18 protein-coding genes are annotated in these 19,596 nt (G+C 71.4%); 9 read left to right on the top strand and 9 right to left on the bottom strand.

The features are described from left to right. From mftF to HLK59_RS02460, 4 genes are all read left to right on the top strand, one after another. Positions 1–1,144 (top strand): mycofactocin biosynthesis glycosyltransferase MftF (gene mftF, locus HLK59_RS02445; protein ID WP_171139491.1); only part of this gene is annotated, 1,144 nt, incomplete at its 5' end. Between the two features lie 125 nt (positions 1,145–1,269). Further along, positions 1,270–2,451: a hydroxylase gene (locus HLK59_RS02450; RefSeq protein ID WP_171139492.1), complete on the top strand. Its 1,182-nt coding sequence runs from the start codon at positions 1,270–1,272 to the stop codon at positions 2,449–2,451. Continuing rightward, positions 2,448–2,972: a flavin reductase family protein gene (locus tag HLK59_RS02455; protein WP_171139493.1), complete on the top strand. Its 525-nt coding sequence runs from the start codon at positions 2,448–2,450 to the stop codon at positions 2,970–2,972. Before HLK59_RS02450 ends, HLK59_RS02455 begins: the two co-directional genes overlap by 4 nt. Before the next feature lie 17 nt (positions 2,973–2,989). Further along, positions 2,990–3,730, top strand: a complete 741-nt coding sequence (locus tag HLK59_RS02460; protein ID WP_171139494.1) for a hypothetical protein — start codon at positions 2,990–2,992, stop codon at positions 3,728–3,730. Between the two features lie 64 nt (positions 3,731–3,794). On the opposite strand, the gene HLK59_RS02465 is transcribed toward HLK59_RS02460, so the two are convergent. Genes HLK59_RS02465 through HLK59_RS02475 form a run of 3 tightly spaced genes read right to left on the bottom strand, consistent with a single transcriptional unit; the run spans position 3,795 to position 6,464 of the window. Beyond that, entirely contained in the window at positions 3,795–4,541 is a 747-nt protein-coding gene (locus HLK59_RS02465) for an SDR family oxidoreductase (protein ID WP_171139495.1), read from the bottom strand. Positions 4,542–4,551: 10 nt separating this feature from the next. Continuing rightward, positions 4,552–5,316 (bottom strand): SDR family NAD(P)-dependent oxidoreductase, encoded by a 765-nt coding sequence (locus tag HLK59_RS02470; RefSeq protein ID WP_171139496.1) that lies wholly within the window; start codon positions 5,314–5,316, stop codon positions 4,552–4,554. Positions 5,317–5,339: 23 nt separating this feature from the next. Beyond that, a complete protein-coding gene (locus tag HLK59_RS02475) occupies positions 5,340–6,464 on the bottom strand; it encodes an acyl-CoA dehydrogenase family protein (protein WP_171139497.1) in 1,125 nt (374 codons plus the stop codon). A 96-nt stretch (positions 6,465–6,560) separates the two neighbouring features. On the opposite strand from HLK59_RS02475, the gene HLK59_RS02480 reads away from it, so the two are divergent. Then, positions 6,561–7,733, top strand: coding sequence for a thiolase family protein (locus HLK59_RS02480; protein WP_171139498.1), 1,173 nt, complete (start codon positions 6,561–6,563; stop codon positions 7,731–7,733). Positions 7,734–7,785: 52 nt separating this feature from the next. On the opposite strand, the gene HLK59_RS02485 is transcribed toward HLK59_RS02480, so the two are convergent. The 3 genes from HLK59_RS02485 to HLK59_RS02495 are packed head-to-tail and all read right to left on the bottom strand — an operon-like array spanning position 7,786 to position 11,299. Continuing rightward, positions 7,786–8,511: an ABC transporter ATP-binding protein gene (locus HLK59_RS02485; RefSeq protein ID WP_171139499.1), complete on the bottom strand. Its 726-nt coding sequence runs from the start codon at positions 8,509–8,511 to the stop codon at positions 7,786–7,788. Then, positions 8,508–9,320, bottom strand: coding sequence for an ABC transporter ATP-binding protein (locus HLK59_RS02490; protein ID WP_171139500.1), 813 nt, complete (start codon positions 9,318–9,320; stop codon positions 8,508–8,510). Before HLK59_RS02490 ends, HLK59_RS02485 begins: the two co-directional genes overlap by 4 nt. Positions 9,321–9,364: 44 nt before the next feature. Next, entirely contained in the window at positions 9,365–11,299 is a 1,935-nt protein-coding gene (locus tag HLK59_RS02495; RefSeq protein WP_171139501.1) for an ABC transporter permease, read from the bottom strand. A gap of 196 nt (positions 11,300–11,495) precedes the next feature. Here HLK59_RS02495 and HLK59_RS02500 point away from each other — a divergent pair, with 196 nt between their 5' ends. Then, on the top strand, positions 11,496–12,749 hold the full coding sequence (locus tag HLK59_RS02500; protein WP_171139502.1) for an ABC transporter substrate-binding protein: 1,254 nt from the start codon (positions 11,496–11,498) through the stop codon (positions 12,747–12,749). Between the two features lie 19 nt (positions 12,750–12,768). Here the strand turns inward: HLK59_RS02500 and HLK59_RS02505 are convergent, their stop codons facing one another. Next, entirely contained in the window at positions 12,769–14,247 is a 1,479-nt protein-coding gene (locus HLK59_RS02505; RefSeq protein ID WP_171139503.1) for an aldehyde dehydrogenase family protein, read from the bottom strand. A 253-nt stretch (positions 14,248–14,500) separates the two neighbouring features. Between HLK59_RS02505 and HLK59_RS02510 the strand changes: the two genes are divergently transcribed. Continuing rightward, positions 14,501–15,760: an amidohydrolase family protein gene (locus HLK59_RS02510; protein WP_346779632.1), complete on the top strand. Its 1,260-nt coding sequence runs from the start codon at positions 14,501–14,503 to the stop codon at positions 15,758–15,760. A 40-nt stretch (positions 15,761–15,800) separates the two neighbouring features. On the opposite strand, the gene HLK59_RS02515 is transcribed toward HLK59_RS02510, so the two are convergent. Both HLK59_RS02515 and HLK59_RS02520 read right to left on the bottom strand, forming a co-directional pair. Next, on the bottom strand, positions 15,801–16,817 hold the full coding sequence (locus HLK59_RS02515; RefSeq protein WP_171139505.1) for an LLM class flavin-dependent oxidoreductase: 1,017 nt from the start codon (positions 16,815–16,817) through the stop codon (positions 15,801–15,803). Between the two features lie 69 nt (positions 16,818–16,886). Further along, positions 16,887–17,660 carry an enoyl-CoA hydratase/isomerase family protein gene (locus HLK59_RS02520; RefSeq protein WP_171139506.1) on the bottom strand — a complete coding sequence of 258 codons (774 nt, stop codon included), beginning with the start codon at positions 17,658–17,660 and terminating at the stop codon, positions 16,887–16,889. Between the two features lie 101 nt (positions 17,661–17,761). Between HLK59_RS02520 and HLK59_RS02525 the strand changes: the two genes are divergently transcribed. Together HLK59_RS02525 and HLK59_RS02530 are read left to right on the top strand one after the other, a co-directional pair. After that, entirely contained in the window at positions 17,762–18,067 is a 306-nt protein-coding gene (locus HLK59_RS02525; RefSeq protein WP_171139507.1) for a hypothetical protein, read from the top strand. 14 nt (positions 18,068–18,081) lie between these two features. After that, on the top strand, positions 18,082–19,593 hold the full coding sequence (locus tag HLK59_RS02530; protein WP_171139508.1) for an AMP-binding protein: 1,512 nt from the start codon (positions 18,082–18,084) through the stop codon (positions 19,591–19,593). Positions 19,594–19,596: the final 3 nt, after the last annotated feature.

Raw genomic sequence — 19,596 nt, forward strand, 5'->3', positions numbered from 1 at the left:
CCGCCACACGGTCGTCGTACCGGTCCGCGACCGCCCGCGCCAACTGGACCGGCTGCTGCGGAGCATCGGCACGGACACCCCCGTGATCGTGGTCGACGACGCCTCGCGCCACCCGGCCGCCGTGGCGGAGGTCGCCGCCCGGCACGGTGCCCGGCTCGTCGCCCTGGCCACCAACGCCGGACCCGCCGGTGCGCGCAACGCCGGGCTCCGCCTGGTCACCACCCCGTACGTCGTCTTCGCCGACTCCGACATCGTGCTGGCCCCCGACACCGTTCCGACCCTGCTGCGGCACTTCGCCGACCCCCGCGTCGTCATGGCCGTACCCCGCATCACCGGCCTGCCCACCCCCGCCGCGAGCTGGATCGAACGCTACGAGAACGCCAGATCCTCACTCGACCTCGGTGGGCATCCCGCTCCGGTACGGCCCGGCACTCCCGTCTCCTGGGCCTCCTCGGCCTGCATGGTGGCGCGCGTGGACGCGCTGGCGAACGGCTTCGACGGGCGCATGCGGGTCGGGGAGGACGTCGACCTGTGCTGGCGGCTGCTCGCGGCGGGCGGCCGGGTACGGTACGAGCCCGCCGTACGGGCCGCCCACGAACACCGCGTCCGCGCCGGGGACTGGCTCCTGCGCAAGGCCGTGTACGGCACCGGGGCCCACCCCCTGGCCCGCCGGCACCCCGAGCACATCGCACCCGCCGTGCTCGCCCCCTGGACCATGGCGTTCGCCGCCGCGCTCCTCGCCCAGCGACGCTGGTCGCTCCCGGTCGCGGGAACCGTCCTCGGCGCCGTCACCGTGCGGATCGCCCGCAGACTCGACGGCACCCGGCACCCCTACCGGCTGGCCGTGCCGCTCGCCGGCAACGGCGCCCTCGCCACCCTGACGCAGACCTCCGCGCTGCTCACCCGCCACTGGTGGCCGCTGACGGCCGTGGGCTGTGTGCTCTCCCGCCGGGTGCGCAGGGCGACGGCGGTCGCCGCCCTGGCCGACATCGCCCTTGAGTACCGGCGAGATCAGGCCACCCTCGACCCCCTGCGCTACGGCCTCGCCCGTCGCCTCGACGACCTCGCCTACGGCGCCGGCGTGTGGTTCTCGGCCCTCAAGGGCCGCTCCACCGCCGCACTGCGCCCGCGCGTCACGCGCTGACGCGGCCGAGTCCCGGTCAGCGGAAACCGTCCAGCGGCCGCTGGTCCCGGGCCCCGACACTGAGGCCGTCTGGCCGCCGGGACGCGCGGCACATGCGAGGGATCAGTCACCAGGAGGTGTGCGGCGTGACGCATGAAGTGGTCGGCCGTGTCGAGGAGCTGGGCGCCGAACTGGCCGGGCTCGCCGACGAGAACGAGTCACTCGGCAAACTGAGCGAGAGGACCGTCGAACTGCTCCGCTCCGCGGGGGTCATACGGCTGCTCCAGCCCAAGGAGTTCGGCGGATTCGGCGCGCACCCACGGGACTTCGCGGAAGCGGTGATGGCGGTCGCCCGGCACGACGGTGCCGCCGGCTGGGTGTGCGGAGTCGTCGGCGTCCACCCGTGGGAGCTGGCCCAGATGGACCCCCGGCTGGCCCACGAGGTGTGGGACGAGGACCCGGACACCTGGATCGCCTCGCCCTACATGCCCAACGGCGTCGCCGACCCGGTGGACGGCGGCTATGTCCTCAGCGGCCGCTGGCCGTTCTCCTCCGGCAGCGACCACTGCCGCTGGGACTTCCTCGGCGCGCTCCTCGGCGACGGCAAGGGGAGGCCCGCCGGACCCATCACCGTGATGCACGTGGTCCTGCCGCGCTCCGACTACGAGATCATCGACGGCACCTGGGACGTCGTGGGACTGGCCGGCACCGGCAGCAAGGACGTCGTCGTCGACAAGGCGTTCATCCCCGAATACCGCACCATCAGGCAGGAAGTGGTCCAGGACGGCGCCGCCGCCGAGGCGATCGGGCTGACCGACACGCTGTACAAACTGCCGTTCGCCTCGATGTTCCCGCTCGGCATCACGGCCGCGGTCATCGGTATCTGCGAGGGCGCCCTCGCCGTCCACCTGGGCCAGCAGAAGGACCGGGTCGCCGTGACCGGCGTCCAGGTCCGCGACGACCCGTACGTCCTCTACGCAGCCGGGGAGGCCGCGGCCGAGATCGCCGCCTCACGGGTCCAACTCATCGACGGCATCAGCCGGTTGTACGACCAGGTCGAAGCCGGCAAACCGATCACGCTCGAAGACCGGGCCGACGTACGGCGCAACCAGGTCCGTTGCGCCTGGCGGGCCGTCTCCGCGCTGGACGAGATCTTCGCGAGGTCCGGCGGCAACGCGATCCGCCGCAACAACCCGATGCAGCGGTTCTGGCGCGACGCCCACGTCGGGCTCCAGCACATGATCCACGTGCCCGGCACCGCGTACCACGCCAACGCCCTGGCCCGGATGGGACTCGAACTGCCCGAGTCGATGCGTGCCCTGATATGAGCCGTCAGTTCCGGGACGTACTGGGCAACTTCCCCACCAGCGTGGTCGCGATCACCGCCACGGACACCGAGGACCAGCCGCACGGCATGATCGTCGGCACCTTCACCTCCGTGTCGCTGGACCCGCCCCTGGTGTCCTTCCTGGCAGACCGCTCCTCCGCGACCCTGCGGACGATCAGGGCCGCCAACCGCTTCTGCGCCAACGCGCTCGCGGGCAACCAGGAACGGCTGTCCCGACGTATGGCGACCGGCCCGGCGCGGGAGCGGTTCACGGACACGACCTGGCAGCCGTCGCCCCTGGGCAATCCCGTCCTCGACGGAATCGTCGCCTGGGTCGACTGCGCGGTGGAGCAGGTCGTCGAGATCGGAGATCACCTGTTGGTCGTCGGGCGGGTCCATGACCTGCGCGCCGAATCGCCGGGCACCCCGCTGCTGTTCTTCCGGGGCGGATACGGCGACTACCTGTCGAGCGCGGGACCGCTGCTCGACAGCCTCGTGGGCTGGCACGAGATCGGTCGGTAGACAAAAGGGAGCCGCAGATGAAGAAAGACCTCTACATCAGACTGCAACGCATATCGGCGTGGTGCGGCGTCATCCTCTTCGTGGGATTCCTCGTCGCGTTCGCCCTGGGCCATCTCACCCCGCCCATGAGCCCGACGGAAAGCCCCGAAGACGTCGTCGCCTTCCTCAAGGACCATCGCACGGGAATCCTCACCTGTGTCGCCCTCATGGTGCTGCTCGTCCCGTTCGAGTACCCGTACGTCATCGTGACGAGCATGCAACTGCGCCGGGTCGAGGGCGGCTGGGGGCTGCTGTCCATGACCCAGCTCACCACAGGCGTGGTGGCCCCGATCGGGTTCTTCTTCCCGCTCGCGATCCTCGCCGCCGCGGCCTACCGGCCGGAGAACCACTCCGTCGACGTCCTGACCGCGATGGTCGACACGTTCTGGCTCATGTTCGTGGGCAACGCCTGCATCTTCGTCCTCCAGGTCTGGTCGATCGGATACGCCGCGTTCATCGACCACACCCGGCAGAAGCCGCTCTTCCCGCGCTGGTACGGCTGGCTCAGCATCGTGCTGGGAGTGACGCTCATCCCGGGCGCCTTCGTCTTCCTCAACCAGGACGGGCCGCTCGCCTGGAACGGACTGCTCGCGAACATCATCCCCTCGGCCGCGTACGCCGTGTGGAAGATCGCCACACCGTACGTACTGCTGAAGGCGATCACCAACGAGGAGAGGGAACTGGCCGACAAGCCGGCGAACGAACCGGTGACCGTGTAGGACAGCGGCGACTGCTGTGGCCCCGCGACGGTTGTCGCGGGGCCACCGGCGTGGGTACGGACTGCTAGACGGAGAGTGCGAACCCGCCCGTCACCCGCAGGGTCTCGCCGGTGACGAAGGACGCCCTCGACGAGACCAGGTAGAGCAGCGCCTCGACGATGTCCTGCTCCCTGCCCTCCCGCTGGAGGATCTGCTCCGCGAGGACACGCTCCGCCTCCTCCGGGGACAGCTGGGCCCGCACGGTGTCCGTGAGGATCAGGCCCGGTGCGATCGCGTTGACGCGGATCCCGTCGGCGGCGAACTCGCGGGCGAAGGACACCGTCAGACCCCGTACGGCGAGCTTGGAGACGCCGTAGACGCTGCGGTTCGCGTAGGCCGCCGACGAGGAGATGTTGACGATGCTCGCACCCGGCCGTCCGCGCATGGCCTCCTGGGCCGCGAGCGAACAGATGATGGTGCCCATGACGTTGACGTCGAGCACCCGCCGTACCCTGGCCAGGCCCAGTTCGGTGAACGGCCTGTTGTAAGCGGCGTGCAGACCGGCGTTGTTGACCAGGATGTCGAGTCCGCCGTGGCGCCCGGTGATCTCGCGTACGACGGCGCCGACCTCCTCCTCGTCGGCCACGTCACAGGCGACTCCGGTCGCGCGCAGGCCCTTCGCGGTGAGTTCCGCCGCCGCCCCGGCCGCCGCCGCGCCGTCGATGTCGGCGAGCACGACATGGGCGCCCGAGGCCGACAGCGCCTCGCCGAACGCCTTGCCGAAGCCGCGGCCGCCGCCGGTGATCAGCGCCACTCTGCCGTGATGTTCCATCAGCACATCCTCACTTCGGGCCGAACCGCTGGCCCGCGTCGAGCCGCAGGCACTGACCGTTCAGCATCGGGTTGTCGACCACGGCGAGCGCGAGCTTCGCGTACTCCTCGGGGCGGCCCAGCCGCCTCGGGAACGCGGCGTCCCTCACCAGCGCCGCCCGCGTCTCGGCGGGGATCTTCTCGGTGGCGCCCGTCTCGAACAGGCTGGGCGCGATGGCGACGACACGGATGCCGAGCGAACCGAGGTCGCGGGCCATGGTGAGGCTCATCCCGGCGATCGCCGCCTTGGCCGCCGCGTAGGCGACCTGGCCGATCTGCCCCTCGAACGCCGCGATCGAGGACGTGTTGACGATGACGCCCCGCTCGCCGTCGGGCTCCTCCGGCTCGTTGCGGCTCATGTGCGCGGCTGCCAGCCGGCTGATGTTGAACGTGGCCACCGCGTTGAGGTCCAGGACCCGCCGGAAGGTCTCCAGGTCGTGCGGACCGCTCCTGCCGAGCGTGCGCCGTACGCTGCCGCCGCCCGCGGTGGTGACCGACACATGCAACCCGCCGAGGGCCTCTACGGCGGCGTCCAGCGCGCTCGCCGTCCCCTCGAAGTCCGTCACGTCGACGGGATGGAAGCGGCCGTCGAACGCCGCGGCGACCTCCGCGCCGGCCGATGTCGGACGGTCCAGTACGGCGACGTCGGCGCCGCGGGCCGCGAGGAGCTCGGCGGTGGCCCGGCCCATCCCGGAGGCGCCGCCGAACACCACGGCCTTCTTGCCCTTGATCTCCATCGGGAACCTTTCGGATCGTTCACTCAGGCGGACGCGCCGGGCCGCCGCAGGAGGGTGCACAGCCGGTCGCGGTGCACGCCGGCGTCGCCGTACAGCACGCTGTCGGCCCGGGCGCGGCGCAGGTGGAGGTGGAGGTCGTGCTCCCACGTGAAGCCGATGCCGCCGTGCAGCTGGAGCGCCCGGGCCGCGACTTCGCCGGTCGCGGACGCGACGTACGAGGCGGCGGAGCAGGCCGCCCGCTCGGTGTCGTCGGCTTCCGCGTCCGCGGCCATCGCCGCGTAGCCGGTGGCCGCCCGGGTCCCGTGCACGAGCAGCGCCATGTCGGCGCACGCGTGCTTGACGGCCTGGAACGTACCGATCGGCCGCCCGAACTGCGCGCGGGACCTGGTGTGTTCGACCGTGAGCTCCAGCATGCGCTCCATCACCCCGAGCGCGTCGGCGCACCGCAGCACCGACGCCTCGTCCAGCAGCCGCTGTATCTCGTCCGGCCCGCCGGCGAGGCGGCGCTCGTGCGAGACGCGTACGCCCTCGAAGCGGACCTCGTAGAACGAGCGGGTCAGGTCGAGGACCCGCTGGCGGCGGACCCTCACACCGGGCGCCGTCCGGTCGGCCAGGAACGACGCCGGGACCCCGTCGTGGAGTGCGGTGACGAGCAGCCAGCGGGCGCCGCCCGCGTCCTGCACGGCGGTCTTGACCCCGTCGAGGACGATCGCGTCCCCGTCGGTCCGCGCGGTGGCGTGGACGCCGTCGAGGGACCAGGGAGCGCGCGGTTCGGCGAAGGCCCAGGCGGCCCAGCCGGACCCGGAGGCGAGCTCGGGCAGCACCTCGGCCCGCAGCCCGGACGATCCCGTCGCGCGGAGCGCCCGGCCGACGAGCGCGGTCGGTGTGAACGGACCCCGCCCGAGCGCCCGCCCGATCTCCTCGGCCACGAGGGCGAGTTCCACCAGTCCCTGGTCGGCGCCGCCGTACCCCTCGGGCAGGCCCAGTCCCGGCCAGCCCAGCTCGGCCATCAGCCGCCACACCTCGGGATCGACGTCCTCGTCACGGTCGGTCCACGCCCGTACGTGCCCGATCGGGGCCCGGTCCGACAGCAGGTCGCGCGAAGCCTCGCGCAACATGCCCTGCTCTTCGCTGAGCTCGAAGTTCACCGAAACAAGGTATCCTCTTTTCTCTGTCTGGTCGAGGAATTGTGCGGTGTGACGCGGCATCTGTTGAATACTCGCTCATTTAAGTACTCTGAATTCATGGTTGATGCCGTTCTTCTCTCCGCGTGCCGCACCGCGATCGGAACCGCCCGCCGAGGAACCCTGCGGGACACCGACGCCTTCGAACTCGCCACGGTCGTCGTCCGGGAGGCCGTGCGGCGCAGTGGACTGCCCGCCGAGGCGATCGACGACGTCGTCCTCGGTGAATCCCTCGCCGGAGGCGGCGACATCGCCCGCTACGCCGCGCTGCGGGCGGGGCTGACGCACGTCCCCGGCCTGGCGCACAACCGCCACTGCGCCTCCGGCCTGGCGAGCGTGGCGACCGCCGCCGCGGGTGTGCGGGCCGGCATGGACCGGGCGGTCGTGGCGGGCGGGACCCACTCGTCCTCGACCGCGCCGCTGGCCCGACGGCGCGTCCCGGGCACCGACGAGTGGCAGGACCCCTGGATGGCGCCGACCCATGTCCCGACGCCCCGGGCGCCCAACGACGACATGGGCGTCCTCGTCGGCTGGAACACGGCCCGGCTGGCCGGCCTCACCCGCGAGGAGATGGACGGCTGGGCACTGCGCTCCCATCAGCGGGCCGTACGGGCCATCGACGAAGGCCGGTTCACCGAGGAGATCGTGCCCGTGGAGGTCACCGGCCGGGACGGAGTGACCTCGGCCTTCGCCACCGACGAGCATCCACGGCGCGACACCAGCGCGGAGAAGCTGGCCGCGTTGAAGGCGCTGCATCCCGAGATCGAGGGGTTCTCCATCACGGCGGGCAACTCCAGCGGGGTCAACGACGGCGCGGCCGCGGTCGTCGTCGCCGGTTCGGACCTGGCCGCCGCGCACGGCCTCGCACCCATCGCGACCGTACGTGCCTGGGCGAGCGTGGGAGTCGACCCCGTCGAGACGGGGCTCGCACCCGTCGCCGCGATCCGCAAGGCACTGGGCCGCGCCGGGCTCGGCATCGACGAGGTCGACCTGTTCGAGGTCAACGAGGCCTTCGCCGCGGTGGCCGTCGCCACCACCCGCGAGCTGGGCCTCGACCCGGAGCGGGTCAACCCGTTCGGCAGCGGATGCAGCCTCGGCCACCCGATCGCGACCACCGGCACCCGCATGCTCGTCACCCTCGCCCACGAGCTGCGCCGCCGGGGCGGTGGGACCGCGGTCGCGGCCATGTGCGCGGGCGGCGGCATGGGTTCGGCGATGGTCCTGACTGTGTGAACGACTGTGTGAACGACGGTGGTTGCGGGCGGAGCCGGGGTACGGGTGGAGGTCAGGCGGCGGTGGCCTCGCCGAGGTAGCGGCGCAGCAGTTCGGGACCGGCCCGGTCGGCCTCCCCGGCCCATGCGATCCGGCCGCGCCGCAGCACCAGACAGTGGTCGGCGAAGTCCAGTGCCCGGCTCGCGAACTGCTCGATCATGAGGACCGCGACACCGGCGGACCGGGCCCGTCGCAGGCTCTCGAACACCACGTCGACCATCTTCGGCGCGAGGCCCAGGGAGAGCTCGTCGGCGATCACCAGGCGCGGGTCGACCATCAGGGCCCGGGCGAGGGACAGCATCTGCTGCTCACCGCCCGACAGGGTCCCCGCCGCCTGGCGCTGCCGCTCCCGCAGCACGGGAAAGATCTCGAAGGCCCGGTCGAGAGCCTCGGCCCTCCCGCGCCGGTCGCAGGCGGTGGCCATCCGGAGGTTCTCCAGAACCGTCAGTGTGGGGAACACCCCACGGCCCTCGGGGAGATGGACGAGCCCGGCCCGGCGGATCGCGTCGGGCGGCCGCCCGGTGAGGTCCCGGCCGTCGAGCCCGAAGGTCCCGGCGGCGGCGGGCACGAGCCCCGAGAGGGTCCGGGCCAGGGTGCTCTTGCCGGCGCCGTTGGGCCCCAGCACCGCGAGCGCGCTGTCGCGCGGCACGTCGAAGGTCACCTCCCGCAGCGCCGGGGCGTTGCCGTAGCGGACGGTCAGATCGCGGACGCGGAGCAGGGGGGAGCCGGTGAGAGTCATGCGGACGCCCTTTCCTCGCCGTGTTCCGCGCCCAGATACGCGGCGCGTACGGCCGGGTCCGCCCGCACCTCCGCGGGGGACCCCTCGCTGATCTTGACGCCGAAGTCGAGGACATGGACCACGTCGCTCATCCCCAGCACCAGTTCGACATCGTGCTCGACCAGGAGCAGCGACACCCCGTGGTCGGCGACGATCCGGGTGAGCGTCGCCGCCAACTCGTCGGTCTCACGCGCGTCGAGCCCCGAGGACGGCTCGTCCAGGAGCAGCACGCCCGGATCGACGGCGAGGGCCCGCGCGATCTCCAGCAGCCGGCTCGTGCCCAACGGCAGCCCGGAGACCGGCCGATGCGCCACCCCGGTCAGCCCCAGCGCGGCGAGCAGCGAGTCCACCCGCCGCTCCTCGTCCACGGGCGGCCGACGGAAACCGCCCCCGGTGACGAGGTCGGTCCAGATCCGGTGCCGGGTGTGCCGCAGCCGGTACGCCAGCACCACGTGCTCGCGGACCGTCAGGCCCGGGAACAGCTCCGGATGCTGGAAGGTACGCGCGAGTCCGCGCCGGGCCCGAGCCTGCGCACTGGCCCGCGAGACGTCCTGCCCGTCCATCAGAACGGCTCCCGCACCAGGCGTCAGCAGCCCGGAGAGGACGGCGAACAGGGTGCTCTTGCCCGCCCCGTTGGGACCCACCAGCCCGACGACCGAGGCCGGCGGCACCGCCAGGTCGACCTCGCTCAGGGCGAGAAGGCCGCCGAAGCGGACGGTGACACCCCTGGCTTCGATGCGGGCCGGGGTCGTGACGGAGGCTGTGCTCATACGCGTTCTCCCTACGGCGCTCAGACCAGTTCTCCCTGCGGCGCTCACACGAGTTCTCCCTGCGGCGTCGAAGGCTGCCCGGCGCGGTCTCTCCGCCGCTCCCGCCAACGGCCCAGGTCGCGCAGTTGCCGGGCGTGCATCGCGATGATGCCCTCGGGGTTTCGGGCGAGCATGACCGCGCCGAAGCCGAACATGATCACCGGGACCTCGGCCCAGCGTGTCGGCAGATACGTCTGGAACACGCTGGGCAGCACGGCGAACGCCACTCCGGCGACCAGCGCGCCGACGACCGGCCGTGCCCCCACGGTGACCAGGACCGCCAGCCACACCAGCCCGGTGAACGGGTTGAACGAGTCCGGCAGCGCCGACTGGTAGGCGAGGGCGAGGAAACCGCCGCCGACCGCGGCGACGAAGGTGGCGACGGCGGAGACGAGCACCTTGACCGGCACGATGCCGAGGCCCAGCGTGCGCGAGCCGGTCTCGCTGTGACGGACCGCCGTGACGGCGAGCCCCGCCGTCGAGCGGCGCAGGTTCACGACGAACAGCCCCAGTGCGGCGAACACCGCCAGTGCCAGCAGGGCGAAGGTGCGGTTGTCCAGGGCCCAGTCGGGGCGCGGCAGGTAGATGCCCTGCCCCGAGTGGTAGAAGCGGTCCCGCATGAAGACCAGGTTCTGGGCGAGGAGTCCGAAGGTCAGCGTCACCAGGGCGACGTACAGATTGCCCAGCCGGATCGTCAGCACACCGAGCACCACCCCCACGGGGACCACGCACACAGCGCTCACCAGGACCGCTGCCAGGGGCGGCCACCCGGAGTTGGTGGTGAGGTCGGCGGCGAGCAGGGCGCCGAGTCCGGCGAAAGTGATCTGGCAGAGCCAGATCATGCCGCCCTCACCCGTGACGAGGGTGCAGGACAGCAGCGCCATGGCCATCGCGACCCCGGTCGCGACCAGTCCCGTCCAGAAGTCGTCGAGGAGCAGCGGAAGGCACGCGACGACGGCAAGGGTCAGCAGCGGGGCGAGGTAGCCGGACGAAGCCGTGGCGGCCGGGGCTCCCGCCTGCTCACTGCGGACCGCGCGGTCCAGCACACCGCTCACCGGAGCGTCGCCCGCCCGTCCGCGCACCGCGTGGGCGAGGAGGAAGACGAGCATGAACAGGAACGGGACGCTGGGCACGATCTGCGCGGCCAGCGCGCTCTGCGGATCGAGGTAGCGCTGGATCACGCTGGTGACGACGCCCATGGCGAGGGCCACCGCGACGGCCGTCGCCAGGCTGCGCAGCCGTGCCGCCACGACGGCCGCGAAGGCGGCCGCCATCAGGAAGGTCATACCGTCCACCGACAGCCCGGCGGTGGGCGCGACGAGGACCCCGGCCAGCCCTGCCAGCAGCGCGCTGAACGCCCACACTCCGACCGACACCCGTGCGGCGCTCACCCCCGACAGCGCGGTGAGCGCCTCGGAGTCGACCAGGGCGCGCACCTTGAGGCCGATGTCGGTGTACCGCAGCAGCGCGGTGCCGACGATCAGGACCACGGCGAGAGCGGCGTACGTGATCAGCTGGTTCATGTCGACCACCGCCCCGAACGGCCGGTGGACCGCGACCGGTTGGGGCGCGAGGCCCGGCGCGGTGACGTTCACCAGCTGCCCGAACACCAGATTGACGAGAGGCGGCAGCGCGACCGACAGACCGATCGTGGCGACGATCTTCACCAGGGGTGAGCGCAGTCGCAGATGCCGGAAGAGCACCGCGTGGAGCAGGACGCCCAGGGCCGGGCCGAACAGTCCGATCGCGACCGGCGCGGCCAGTGGCAGCGGCCAGCCCTGCTCGACGTACAGGAAGTAGTAGAAGCGGGCCACGGTGAACGCCATGGCCCCGAAGGCGAAGTTGAAGACGCCGGACGACACATGGGTGACGACCAGCGATGCCGCGGCGATGGCGTAGACGGCCCCGAGAGCGAGACCGGCGACAACGTAGGAGAGCAACGACGGCCTCCTGGAAGGGCGTGCTGGGGACAGCAACGGGTACGGATTAAAGTGCGCTCATATAGGGTCCGCGTCAACCCTTAGGAGGCATTTCGCCGCACGATCCGATGACAAAGGATACTTAATATGCTCCACTGTGCCTCGCGTACCACCTGTCGGGACCGTCGGGAGACGGGCCGAGGACGGAGGAGAGCACATGAGAAGAGCCGGTGCCATCGCCACCTGGACCAGCGCCGCCGCCCTGCTGCTCGCCGCTTGCGGCAGCGGTGGCTCCGCGGGGGCGGACAACACGGACGGACCGGTCAGGATCGGTGTCCTGACCGCACTGAGCGGTGCCGCCGCCGCGCACTACGCCGACACCGAGAGCGGCGTGAAGGCCCGCCTCGCGGCCTACGAGGCGGCGGGCGGGAAGTGCGCCTCGCGAGGCTTCGACGTGATCATGGGCGACGACCAGTCCACACCGCAGGGCGCGCTCACCGCGGCCCAGCGCCTGGTGCAGCAGAAGCACGTGTACGCGGTGCTCCCGGTGAGCACGTACTTCTACGGCGCCGGACAGTACGCGGGTACCCGGGCGGGCGGAACCCCCTTCCTCGGAGGCGCCTTCGACGGCGGCGAGCAGTGGTTCGACCCGAAGTACGACAACCTCTTCCCGGCGATGTCCGGCACCGACTACGACCGGGCGGCCACGACACTCGGCGTGTACTGGAAGAAGCTCGGCGGGACCAAGGTCGCCGTGGTCGCCTACAACACCCCCAGTTCCGCGAAGGCCGCGGAGGGAGCGGCACTGTCCGCCGAACACGCGGGACTGGGGCGCGGCTACGTCAACGAGCGCATCCCGTTCGGGAGCAGTGACGTCGGAGCCATCGTCCTGGGCATCAAGAAGTCCGGCGCCGACGTGCTCTACGCCCCGGTGATCCCCGAGACCGGCTTCGCGCTCGCCACCGGTCTGCGCCGGGCCGGGGTGGAGATGAAGTCGATCCTGCTGGCCACCGGTTACGGGGCCGACCTGCTCAAGTCGCCGCCGACGCTGAAGGTCGCGCAGGGCGTGGGCTTCATGACGTCGTACGCGCCGGTGGAGACGGACACCGCGGCCACCCGGGCGTGGTCCGCGGCGCTCAAGAAGTACGGCGGTTCGGCCTCCGGTATCCCGTCCTTCTCCCAGGCGGTCGGCTGGATCAGCGCGGACCTGCTGCTGCACGGACTGGAGAAGGCCGGCTGCACCGCGAGCCAGGAGGAGCTGATGTCCGCGCTGCGCGCCGACCGGACCTGGACGGCCGGGGGCCTGTTTCCGAAGCCCGCCGACTTCGCGGACAAGGGCTCCTATTCGGTCGGCGGCCCCGGTGACTGCACGTTCGTCTCGCTCCTGGAGGGCGAGAAGTTCGTGCCGGACCCGGCGGGCGCCCCGGCCTGCGGAGAGCGGATCCCCGGTGTGAAGGTCGCCGTCGAGTAGCGGCCGGGCGGCCCGCTCCTCAGCGTGCCGCCCAGCTCACGGTCTTGGTCTGGAGGTACTCCTCCAGCCCGAACTCGCCCCACTCCCGGCCGAGCCCGCTCTGCTTGTACCCGCCGAACGCGGCCCGCGGGTTCACCCCGGCGCTGCCGCCGTTGATCGCGACACCGCCGGCCCGGATCCGCGACGCCATCTCGTACGCGGCCAGGGTGTCGGCGCTCCAGACGGCACCGGCGAGGCCGTAGGGGCTGTCGTTCGCGATGCGCACCGCCTCCTCGTCGGTGCGGAACGGGATGACGACACCGACCGGTCCGAAGAACTCCGTGCGCGCGACGGTCATGGTGTTGTCGACGTCGGCGAAGAGCGTGGGTTCCACGAAGTAGCCCCGGTCCAGACCCGCCGGGCGCCCGCCCCCGTGGACCAGACGTGCCCCCTCCTTCTCGCCGACCCGGATCAGTTTCTCGACCTTGTCCCGCTGGGCCTCGCTGATCAACGGGCCCATGGTGGTGGCCGGGTCGGCCGGATCGCCGACCCTGACCTCGGCGAGGGCCGCGCTCAGCCGGTCGACCAGTTCGTCGTGGACCGACTCGTGCACCAGCGTCCGGGTCAGCAGGGAACAGCCCTGACCGGCGTGTGTGGTGATGCCGGAGAGCGCCGAGCGGACAGCGCCGTCGAGGTCGCCGTCGGCGCGGACGATGTTCGCCGACTTGCCGCCGAGTTCGAGGACGACCTTCTTCAGGGAGGCCGCGGCCTGGGCGTAGACCGTCCGCCCGACCGTGTCCGAGCCGGTGAAGCTGACGAGGTCGACCATCGGGTGGGTGGTGAGTTCACGGCCGGCCTCGATGTCACCGGTCACGATGTTGAGCACACCCGGCGGCAGTCCGGCGGCGTCGGCGAAGTCGCCGATCAGGAGGGACTCCAGGGGAGTGCTCGGCGCCGGCTTCAGTACGGCGGTGCACCCTGCCGCGAGGGCCGGGATCACCTTCATCATGCTGAGGAAGAAGGGGAAGTTGTAGGCGGAGATCAGGGCGCACACACCGAACGCCTCGCGGCGCAGCACTCCCTGGGAGATGCCGATGCCCGGCGCGATCGTCGGTTCCATGGGCCGTTCCCAGTCGAAGGCCGGCATCACCCGCTCGGCCATGTCGCGCAGATGCGTCACCGGGACCCGGGTCTGGAGGGTTTCGGCCAGCGCCCGGATCGAGCCCGCCTCGGCCATGTTGACCGCCACGAGGTCGGGCAGCCGGCGCTCCATCTCCTGCGCCATGCGCAGCAGTACGGCAGCCCGTTCCGCGGGCTTCATCCGAGGCCACGGGCCTTCGTCGAAGGCGCGCCGGGCGGCCTCGACGGCCGCACGCACATCCGCCGGTGACGAGCCCGGGACTTCGGCCACCGTCTCCTCGGTCGCCGGATTGCGCACGAGTACCGGGGTGTCCGACCGGCCCGGGGTCCGGCGTCCGTCGATGTAGAGCTGCGAAGAGAACGAGTACGCCGTTGTCATCTGCCGTCTCCTGATCGCCTACAGCGTGTTTATTTGAGTGTACTCAATTAAGTCCCTCCGGGAAGGTGCGGTGAGACGTCAGCTTTATGTCAGCGGACCGTCAGCCTTTGGAGCTGCGTTGATCCACTATTCCGTATGCTGAATCATTGACTAGACCGATCGGTACAGCTAACTTCGGCCTCATCCGCGGGGTGGGTTCTGGCACGAACGACGAGGTTCGAAAGAGGTACCGCCTGTGTTCAAGGAATTTGTCGTGTCCGGCGATTCGCACATCATCGAGCCGGTCGATCTCTTCAAGACCCGCTTGCCCAAGCAGCTTCGCGAGCGGGCACTGTGGGAAGAGGAGTTCACCCTGGACGAGCCGATCGTTCCGGGCGGCCACACCGAGTTCAAGAAGCTCCACACCATCGGGTTCGACGGCTGGACCATCTCCAAGTACCGCCAGATCGGCGGGGAGACCCCGGACGGCGACCCGGAGCACATCATCCGGGACATGAACCTCGACGGCGTCGACGCCTCGGTCATGTTCCCCAACCTCTCGCTGTTCGTCCTGTTCACCGACGACCACGAGCTGTCCATGGCCCACGCCCGGGTGTGGAACGACTACCTCGTCGAGCGCTACCTGCCCTACAAGGACCGGCTGCGCCCGACGGCGGCGATCCCGCTCACGGACGTCCCCGAGGCCGTGGCCGAGATCGAGCGCTGTGCGCGCATGGGGCTCGGGGCGATCCTGCTGCCGGAGATCCCGCCGCTGCCCTACTACGCGCGGGAGTACGACCCGGTCTGGGCGGCGGCCCAGGCACACGGGCTGCCGGTGTTCATCCATGTGGCCACCGGCGGAGTGAAGGTCAAGGAGGAGGTGTCCGGGACGGCGCAGACGGTCCGGGGCCTGATGACGGCCATGAACATGGGCAAGGGCAACCTGACCGACGACATGGTGGCGGGCCGGACCATGGGCAGCGCGGTCGGCTCGGCCGTGGCCGGACCGCAGGGCATCATCGCCAGCCTCGTCGGCGGCGGCGTCTGCGAACGCTTCCCGGACCTGCACTTCAACCTGATCGAGTACACGGCGGGCTGGCTGGTCTCCTTCATGGGCTACATGGACAAGGCCTGGAAGACCGGCACGGGTCAGGACCCGGACTGGTGGCTCGGCTTCTGGGACGACAACCGCGGGCCGAGGGAGCAGCCCTCCATGGGGCGGCTGTTCGCCATCAACGACCAGTGGCCCTATCCGCTCAAGCCCACCGAGTACGTCCGCCGCCAGATCCACGTCCAGTTCGCGGACGACCCGACCGCCGTCAAGGCCCGCCACATCACCGGACTGTCGACGGTCATGTGGGGCAACGACTACCCGCACGCCGAGGGCACCTTCCGCAGCAGCGCGGAATGTATCGCCGAGAACTTCGAGGGCGTTCCCGACGAGGACCGCGCGGCCATCCTGGGTGGCACGCTCGCCGACGTCGTGCACTTCGACAAGAGCAGGAAACTGGCGCCGCTTCCGCAGGACGCCTGAGCCGCGGCGGAGGCCGGCCCCGGGGTGCGGGGCCGGCCTCTCAGCCCTCGTCCGCGACGGAGCCGATGAGCCCGAGGGCGGCCAGGCCGTAGGCGGCCCGGCGCCGGGGGCTCACCAGGAAGCTCGGGGGCGCGAAGTAGCCGACGTCACGGGGCAGGGACCCGGCACGCCGGGCGAGGGTGTCCTTGGCGTCGGCGGTCGTCCCGCACACGGCGATCTCGTCGACCATCTCGTCGGTCACCGCCCGCGCCATCGCGTCGGTGTCGCCCGCCCGGAACGCCGCGCGCAGCCGGGCGACGGGTTCCCCCCAGCCGTGGCGCGCCACATAGGGGTCGTACGTCTTGACCGTGAGGTAGAAGGCGATCATCCGCCGGGCGTCGGCGACCGCGCGCTCGGGAGCGGCGTCGTCGACCGCCGTGATGATCCAGCCGTGCTCGACCGGACGTGGCCCGCCGTCGTGGTCGCCGTCGCCCTCGTGGCCGCGGTCGACGGAGGGCCGTACCACCTCGTTCCACCAGGTGTCGGTGAACAGGCCGTGCCCGACGACCCCGTCGGCGACCCGGCCCGCGGTCGTGGCCATCCGGGTGTTGAACGCAGCCAGCAGGACGGGGATGTCGAGCCGGCCGAGCACCGGGGCGCGCACGTCGGCGTCGAGCGAGTGGAACTCGCCCGAGTGGCGGACGCGTTCACCGTTCTCCGCGTGCAGCCAGGCCCGTACGGCGCCGACGGTCTCGGTGATCCGCTCCACGGGGCGGTCCGGGGGCACGCCCAGCCAGTCCCGGTTGATCCGGAACGCCGCGCTGCCCAGCCCGAGGAACAGCCGGCCCGGGGCCTGGGCGTGCAGATGGCGCAGGGCGGTCGCGTGGGCGTAGGGGGTGCGGGCGAAGGCGTAGGCGATGGCGGGGCCGGCCAGGGCGTGTTCGGTGTTCGCCACGATGTCGGCCACGGTGAGATAAGCGTCGTGGTCGGCGAACTCCCCGGCGCAGAACGCGCTCACCCCGGCCCGCTCGGCCTCCCGTCCGACGTCCCGCCCCGGCCATGGCATGCCGAACCGCATGAGAGCCTCCCGCTGGTCACCCTGAAAACCTTAATAAAGGACACTTATTTAGGGGAGGGTAGGGGAGCGTCAGCGCAGTGTCCACTGCCCCCGGGGCACCGCGGAGCGGTCCACCTCGGCCTTCCCGATCGGATTGCCGATCTGGGTGTACGACAGCCCGGTGCGCAGCGCCTGGGTGCGCGTCGCGTCGAGCGACTCCCAGATCGCCCGCACGGTGCCCTGGATCGCGGCGGGCGGTTTCGCGGCGATGATCCGCGCGATCTCGTCGGCCCGCTCCCAGAGCCGATCACGCGGGAGCACCTCGCTGACCAGGCCGATCTGCAGGGCGCGGGCTGCGGAGACCCGCTCGTCGAGGCCGAGCAGGGCGATGCGCAGCGCCTCGCCGAGCGGGATGCGCCGGGCGAGCCCGATGGGCTCCAGGGCCGCGGTGAGTCCGTAGCTGACATGCGGATCGAAGAAGGTGGCGTCCTCCGAACAGATCAGGATGTCGGCCTCGTTGAGCCAGTAGAAGGCGCCGCCGGCGGCCATGCCGTGCACCGCGCACACCAGGGGCTTCCACACCTGGTTGAGCTTGGGCGAGAGGAACTCGCCGGGGTCGGTCCGCGACCAGACGTTGGGGTGGCGGTCGATGCCCTCCTTCACGTCCATCCCCGTGCAGAAGGCCCGGTCGCCCGCGCCGCGCAGCACGACGACCCGCACGTCGTCGTCGGTCTTGACGGTGTGCCAGAGGGCGCTGAACTCCTCCAGCATCCGCTGGTTGAAGCCGTTCATGGCCTCGGGGCGGTTGAGGGTGACCGTGGCGACATGGTCGGTCACCTCGAAGGTGACGGTCTCGAGTTCCATCGGGAAGCTCCGTTCTCGACGCGATCAAGTTAAGTAGTATACTCTTCTCTGGTTACTCGGTACTCGGAATCGGTGCCATGAGAGCCGCGGAGGACACTGCGATGAGGCCACGCGTGGGGCAGATGCTCAGCAGTACGGTCGACACGACGGCGGTGATCGTCGTGCGGTGCCCGGACGGCGACCTGGAGATCACGTGCGGCGGGGCGGCCATGGCCGAGGGCAACGTGCCCGGGCCCACCGGCACGCCCGACCCCGGCCTGATGGGCGGGGCGCTGCTCGGCAAGCGGTACGCCGACGAGGATCTCGGCGTCGAGCTCCTGTGCACGAAACCCGGGCCGGGCACGCTGGCGGCCAACGGCGTCCCCCTGCCCGTGAAGAGCGCCAAGCCGCTCCCCGCCTCGGACTGAAGGACGGGCGGCCGGTGAACATATCGATGCTGTCGGACATGGCCGCCGAGGGATTCGGCGACCGGGTCGTCATCGGGCGTACGGACGACGGGCTGAGCGCTCGCCGACTGCGTGAACTGGCCGCGGGCGGGGCTCGCCTGGTCACTGACGCCGCCGCCGACGCCCTCGTGTACCTCGCGGTGAACGGCCCCGCGCTCCCGGTCGCGCTGTTCGCCGCGGCCCGCGCCGGAGTGCCGCTGATCCCGGTCAACTACCGCCTCGGTGACACGCAACTCGACGCGCTGCTCGCGAACCACCCCCGCGCCCTCGGCATCGCCGACACCGAACACGGCGAGGCCCTGCGCCGTGCCGGACTGCCGGTGCTCAGCCCCGCCGAATGGCTGGCGCGCGCGGCCGGGCACCCGACCGACGGCGACCCGGTGCCCTCCGACGCGCCCGCCGTCCTGATCTACACCAGCGGGACGACGTCAGCGCCCAAAGGCGTGGTCCTGCGCCACCAGAACCTGGTGTCGTACGTGCTCGGCACGGTGGAGTTCGCCGGAGCGGGCCCCGACGAGGCGGCCCTGGTGAGCGTGCCGCCCTACCACATCGCCGCCGTCTCCAACGTGCTGACGAACCTGTACGCGGGGCGCCGCTCACTGACACTGGAGCAGTTCACCCCGGAGGGCTGGCTCGGTCTCGTACGCGAGGAGCGCGTCACCCACGCGATGGTCGTGCCCACGATGCTGGCCCGCCTCATGGACACCGACGGCCCGGACCGCTCCGCACCCTCGCTGCGAGCGCTCGCCTACGGCGGGGCCCGCATGCCGGTGCGGGTCATCGAGACGGCCCTCGGCGCGTGGCCGCACGTCGACTTCGTCAACGCCTACGGACTCACCGAGACCTCGTCCACGATCACCGTCCTGGGGCCGGAGGAACACCGGACGGCCGTGGCGAGCGACGATCCCGTGGTGCGGGCCCGGCTGGGCTCGGCCGGACTGCCCCTGCCGGGTGTCGAACTGGAGGTCCGTGAGGTGTCCGGCGAGGTCCTCGCGGCCGGCGGGACCGGTCAGATCTGGGTGCGCGGGGAGCAGGTGTCGGGCGAGTACGCCGGACAGGGCTCCGTCGTCGACGAGCGGGGCTTCTTCCCCACCCGCGACCAGGGGCACCTCGACGCCGACGGCTATCTCCACATCGAGGGCCGGTCCGACGACACGATCATCCGCGGCGCCGAGAACATCGCGCCGGCCGAGATCGAGGACGTCCTGCTCGGCCACCCGGACGTGCTCGACGCGGTCGTCGTGGGCGTCCCGGACGAGGAGTGGGGGCAGCGGATCGAGGCGGTGGTCGTGCTGCGCGACGGTGTGACGGCCGACGTGGACGCCCTGCGCGCACAGGTACGCGGCACGCTGCGCGGCTCGAAGACACCGGACCGCATCACCCACTGGCGGGAACTGCCCCGGACCCCGACCGGGAAGCTCGTCCGCCGCGACATCGTCAAGGCACTGACCGTCGAACACGGCCGGGTCGCCGGCCGGCAGGGATGAGGG

The organism is Streptomyces sp. S3(2020) (assembly GCF_013044505.1).
Lineage (GTDB): Bacteria > Actinomycetota > Actinomycetes > Streptomycetales > Streptomycetaceae > Streptomyces.

Bases quoted from the DNA above. Each gene is read 5' to 3' on its own strand.
- HLK59_RS02455 (WP_171139493.1), top strand. From the start codon at position 2,448: ATGAGCCGTCAGTTCCGGGACGTACTGGGCAACTTCCCCACCAGCGTG.
- HLK59_RS02460 (WP_171139494.1), top strand. From the start codon at position 2,990: ATGAAGAAAGACCTCTACATCAGACTGCAACGCATATCGGCGTGGTGC.
- HLK59_RS02465 (WP_171139495.1), bottom strand. From the start codon at position 4,541: ATGGAACATCACGGCAGAGTGGCGCTGATCACCGGCGGCGGCCGCGGC.
- HLK59_RS02470 (WP_171139496.1), bottom strand. From the start codon at position 5,316: ATGGAGATCAAGGGCAAGAAGGCCGTGGTGTTCGGCGGCGCCTCCGGG.
- HLK59_RS02480 (WP_171139498.1), top strand. From the start codon at position 6,561: ATGGTTGATGCCGTTCTTCTCTCCGCGTGCCGCACCGCGATCGGAACC.
- HLK59_RS02485 (WP_171139499.1), bottom strand. From the start codon at position 8,511: ATGACTCTCACCGGCTCCCCCCTGCTCCGCGTCCGCGATCTGACCGTC.
- HLK59_RS02490 (WP_171139500.1), bottom strand. From the start codon at position 9,320: ATGAGCACAGCCTCCGTCACGACCCCGGCCCGCATCGAAGCCAGGGGT.
- HLK59_RS02500 (WP_171139502.1), top strand. From the start codon at position 11,496: ATGAGAAGAGCCGGTGCCATCGCCACCTGGACCAGCGCCGCCGCCCTG.
- HLK59_RS02505 (WP_171139503.1), bottom strand. From the start codon at position 14,247: ATGACAACGGCGTACTCGTTCTCTTCGCAGCTCTACATCGACGGACGC.
- HLK59_RS02515 (WP_171139505.1), bottom strand. From the start codon at position 16,817: ATGCGGTTCGGCATGCCATGGCCGGGGCGGGACGTCGGACGGGAGGCC.
- HLK59_RS02520 (WP_171139506.1), bottom strand. From the start codon at position 17,660: ATGGAACTCGAGACCGTCACCTTCGAGGTGACCGACCATGTCGCCACG.
- HLK59_RS02525 (WP_171139507.1), top strand. From the start codon at position 17,762: ATGAGGCCACGCGTGGGGCAGATGCTCAGCAGTACGGTCGACACGACG.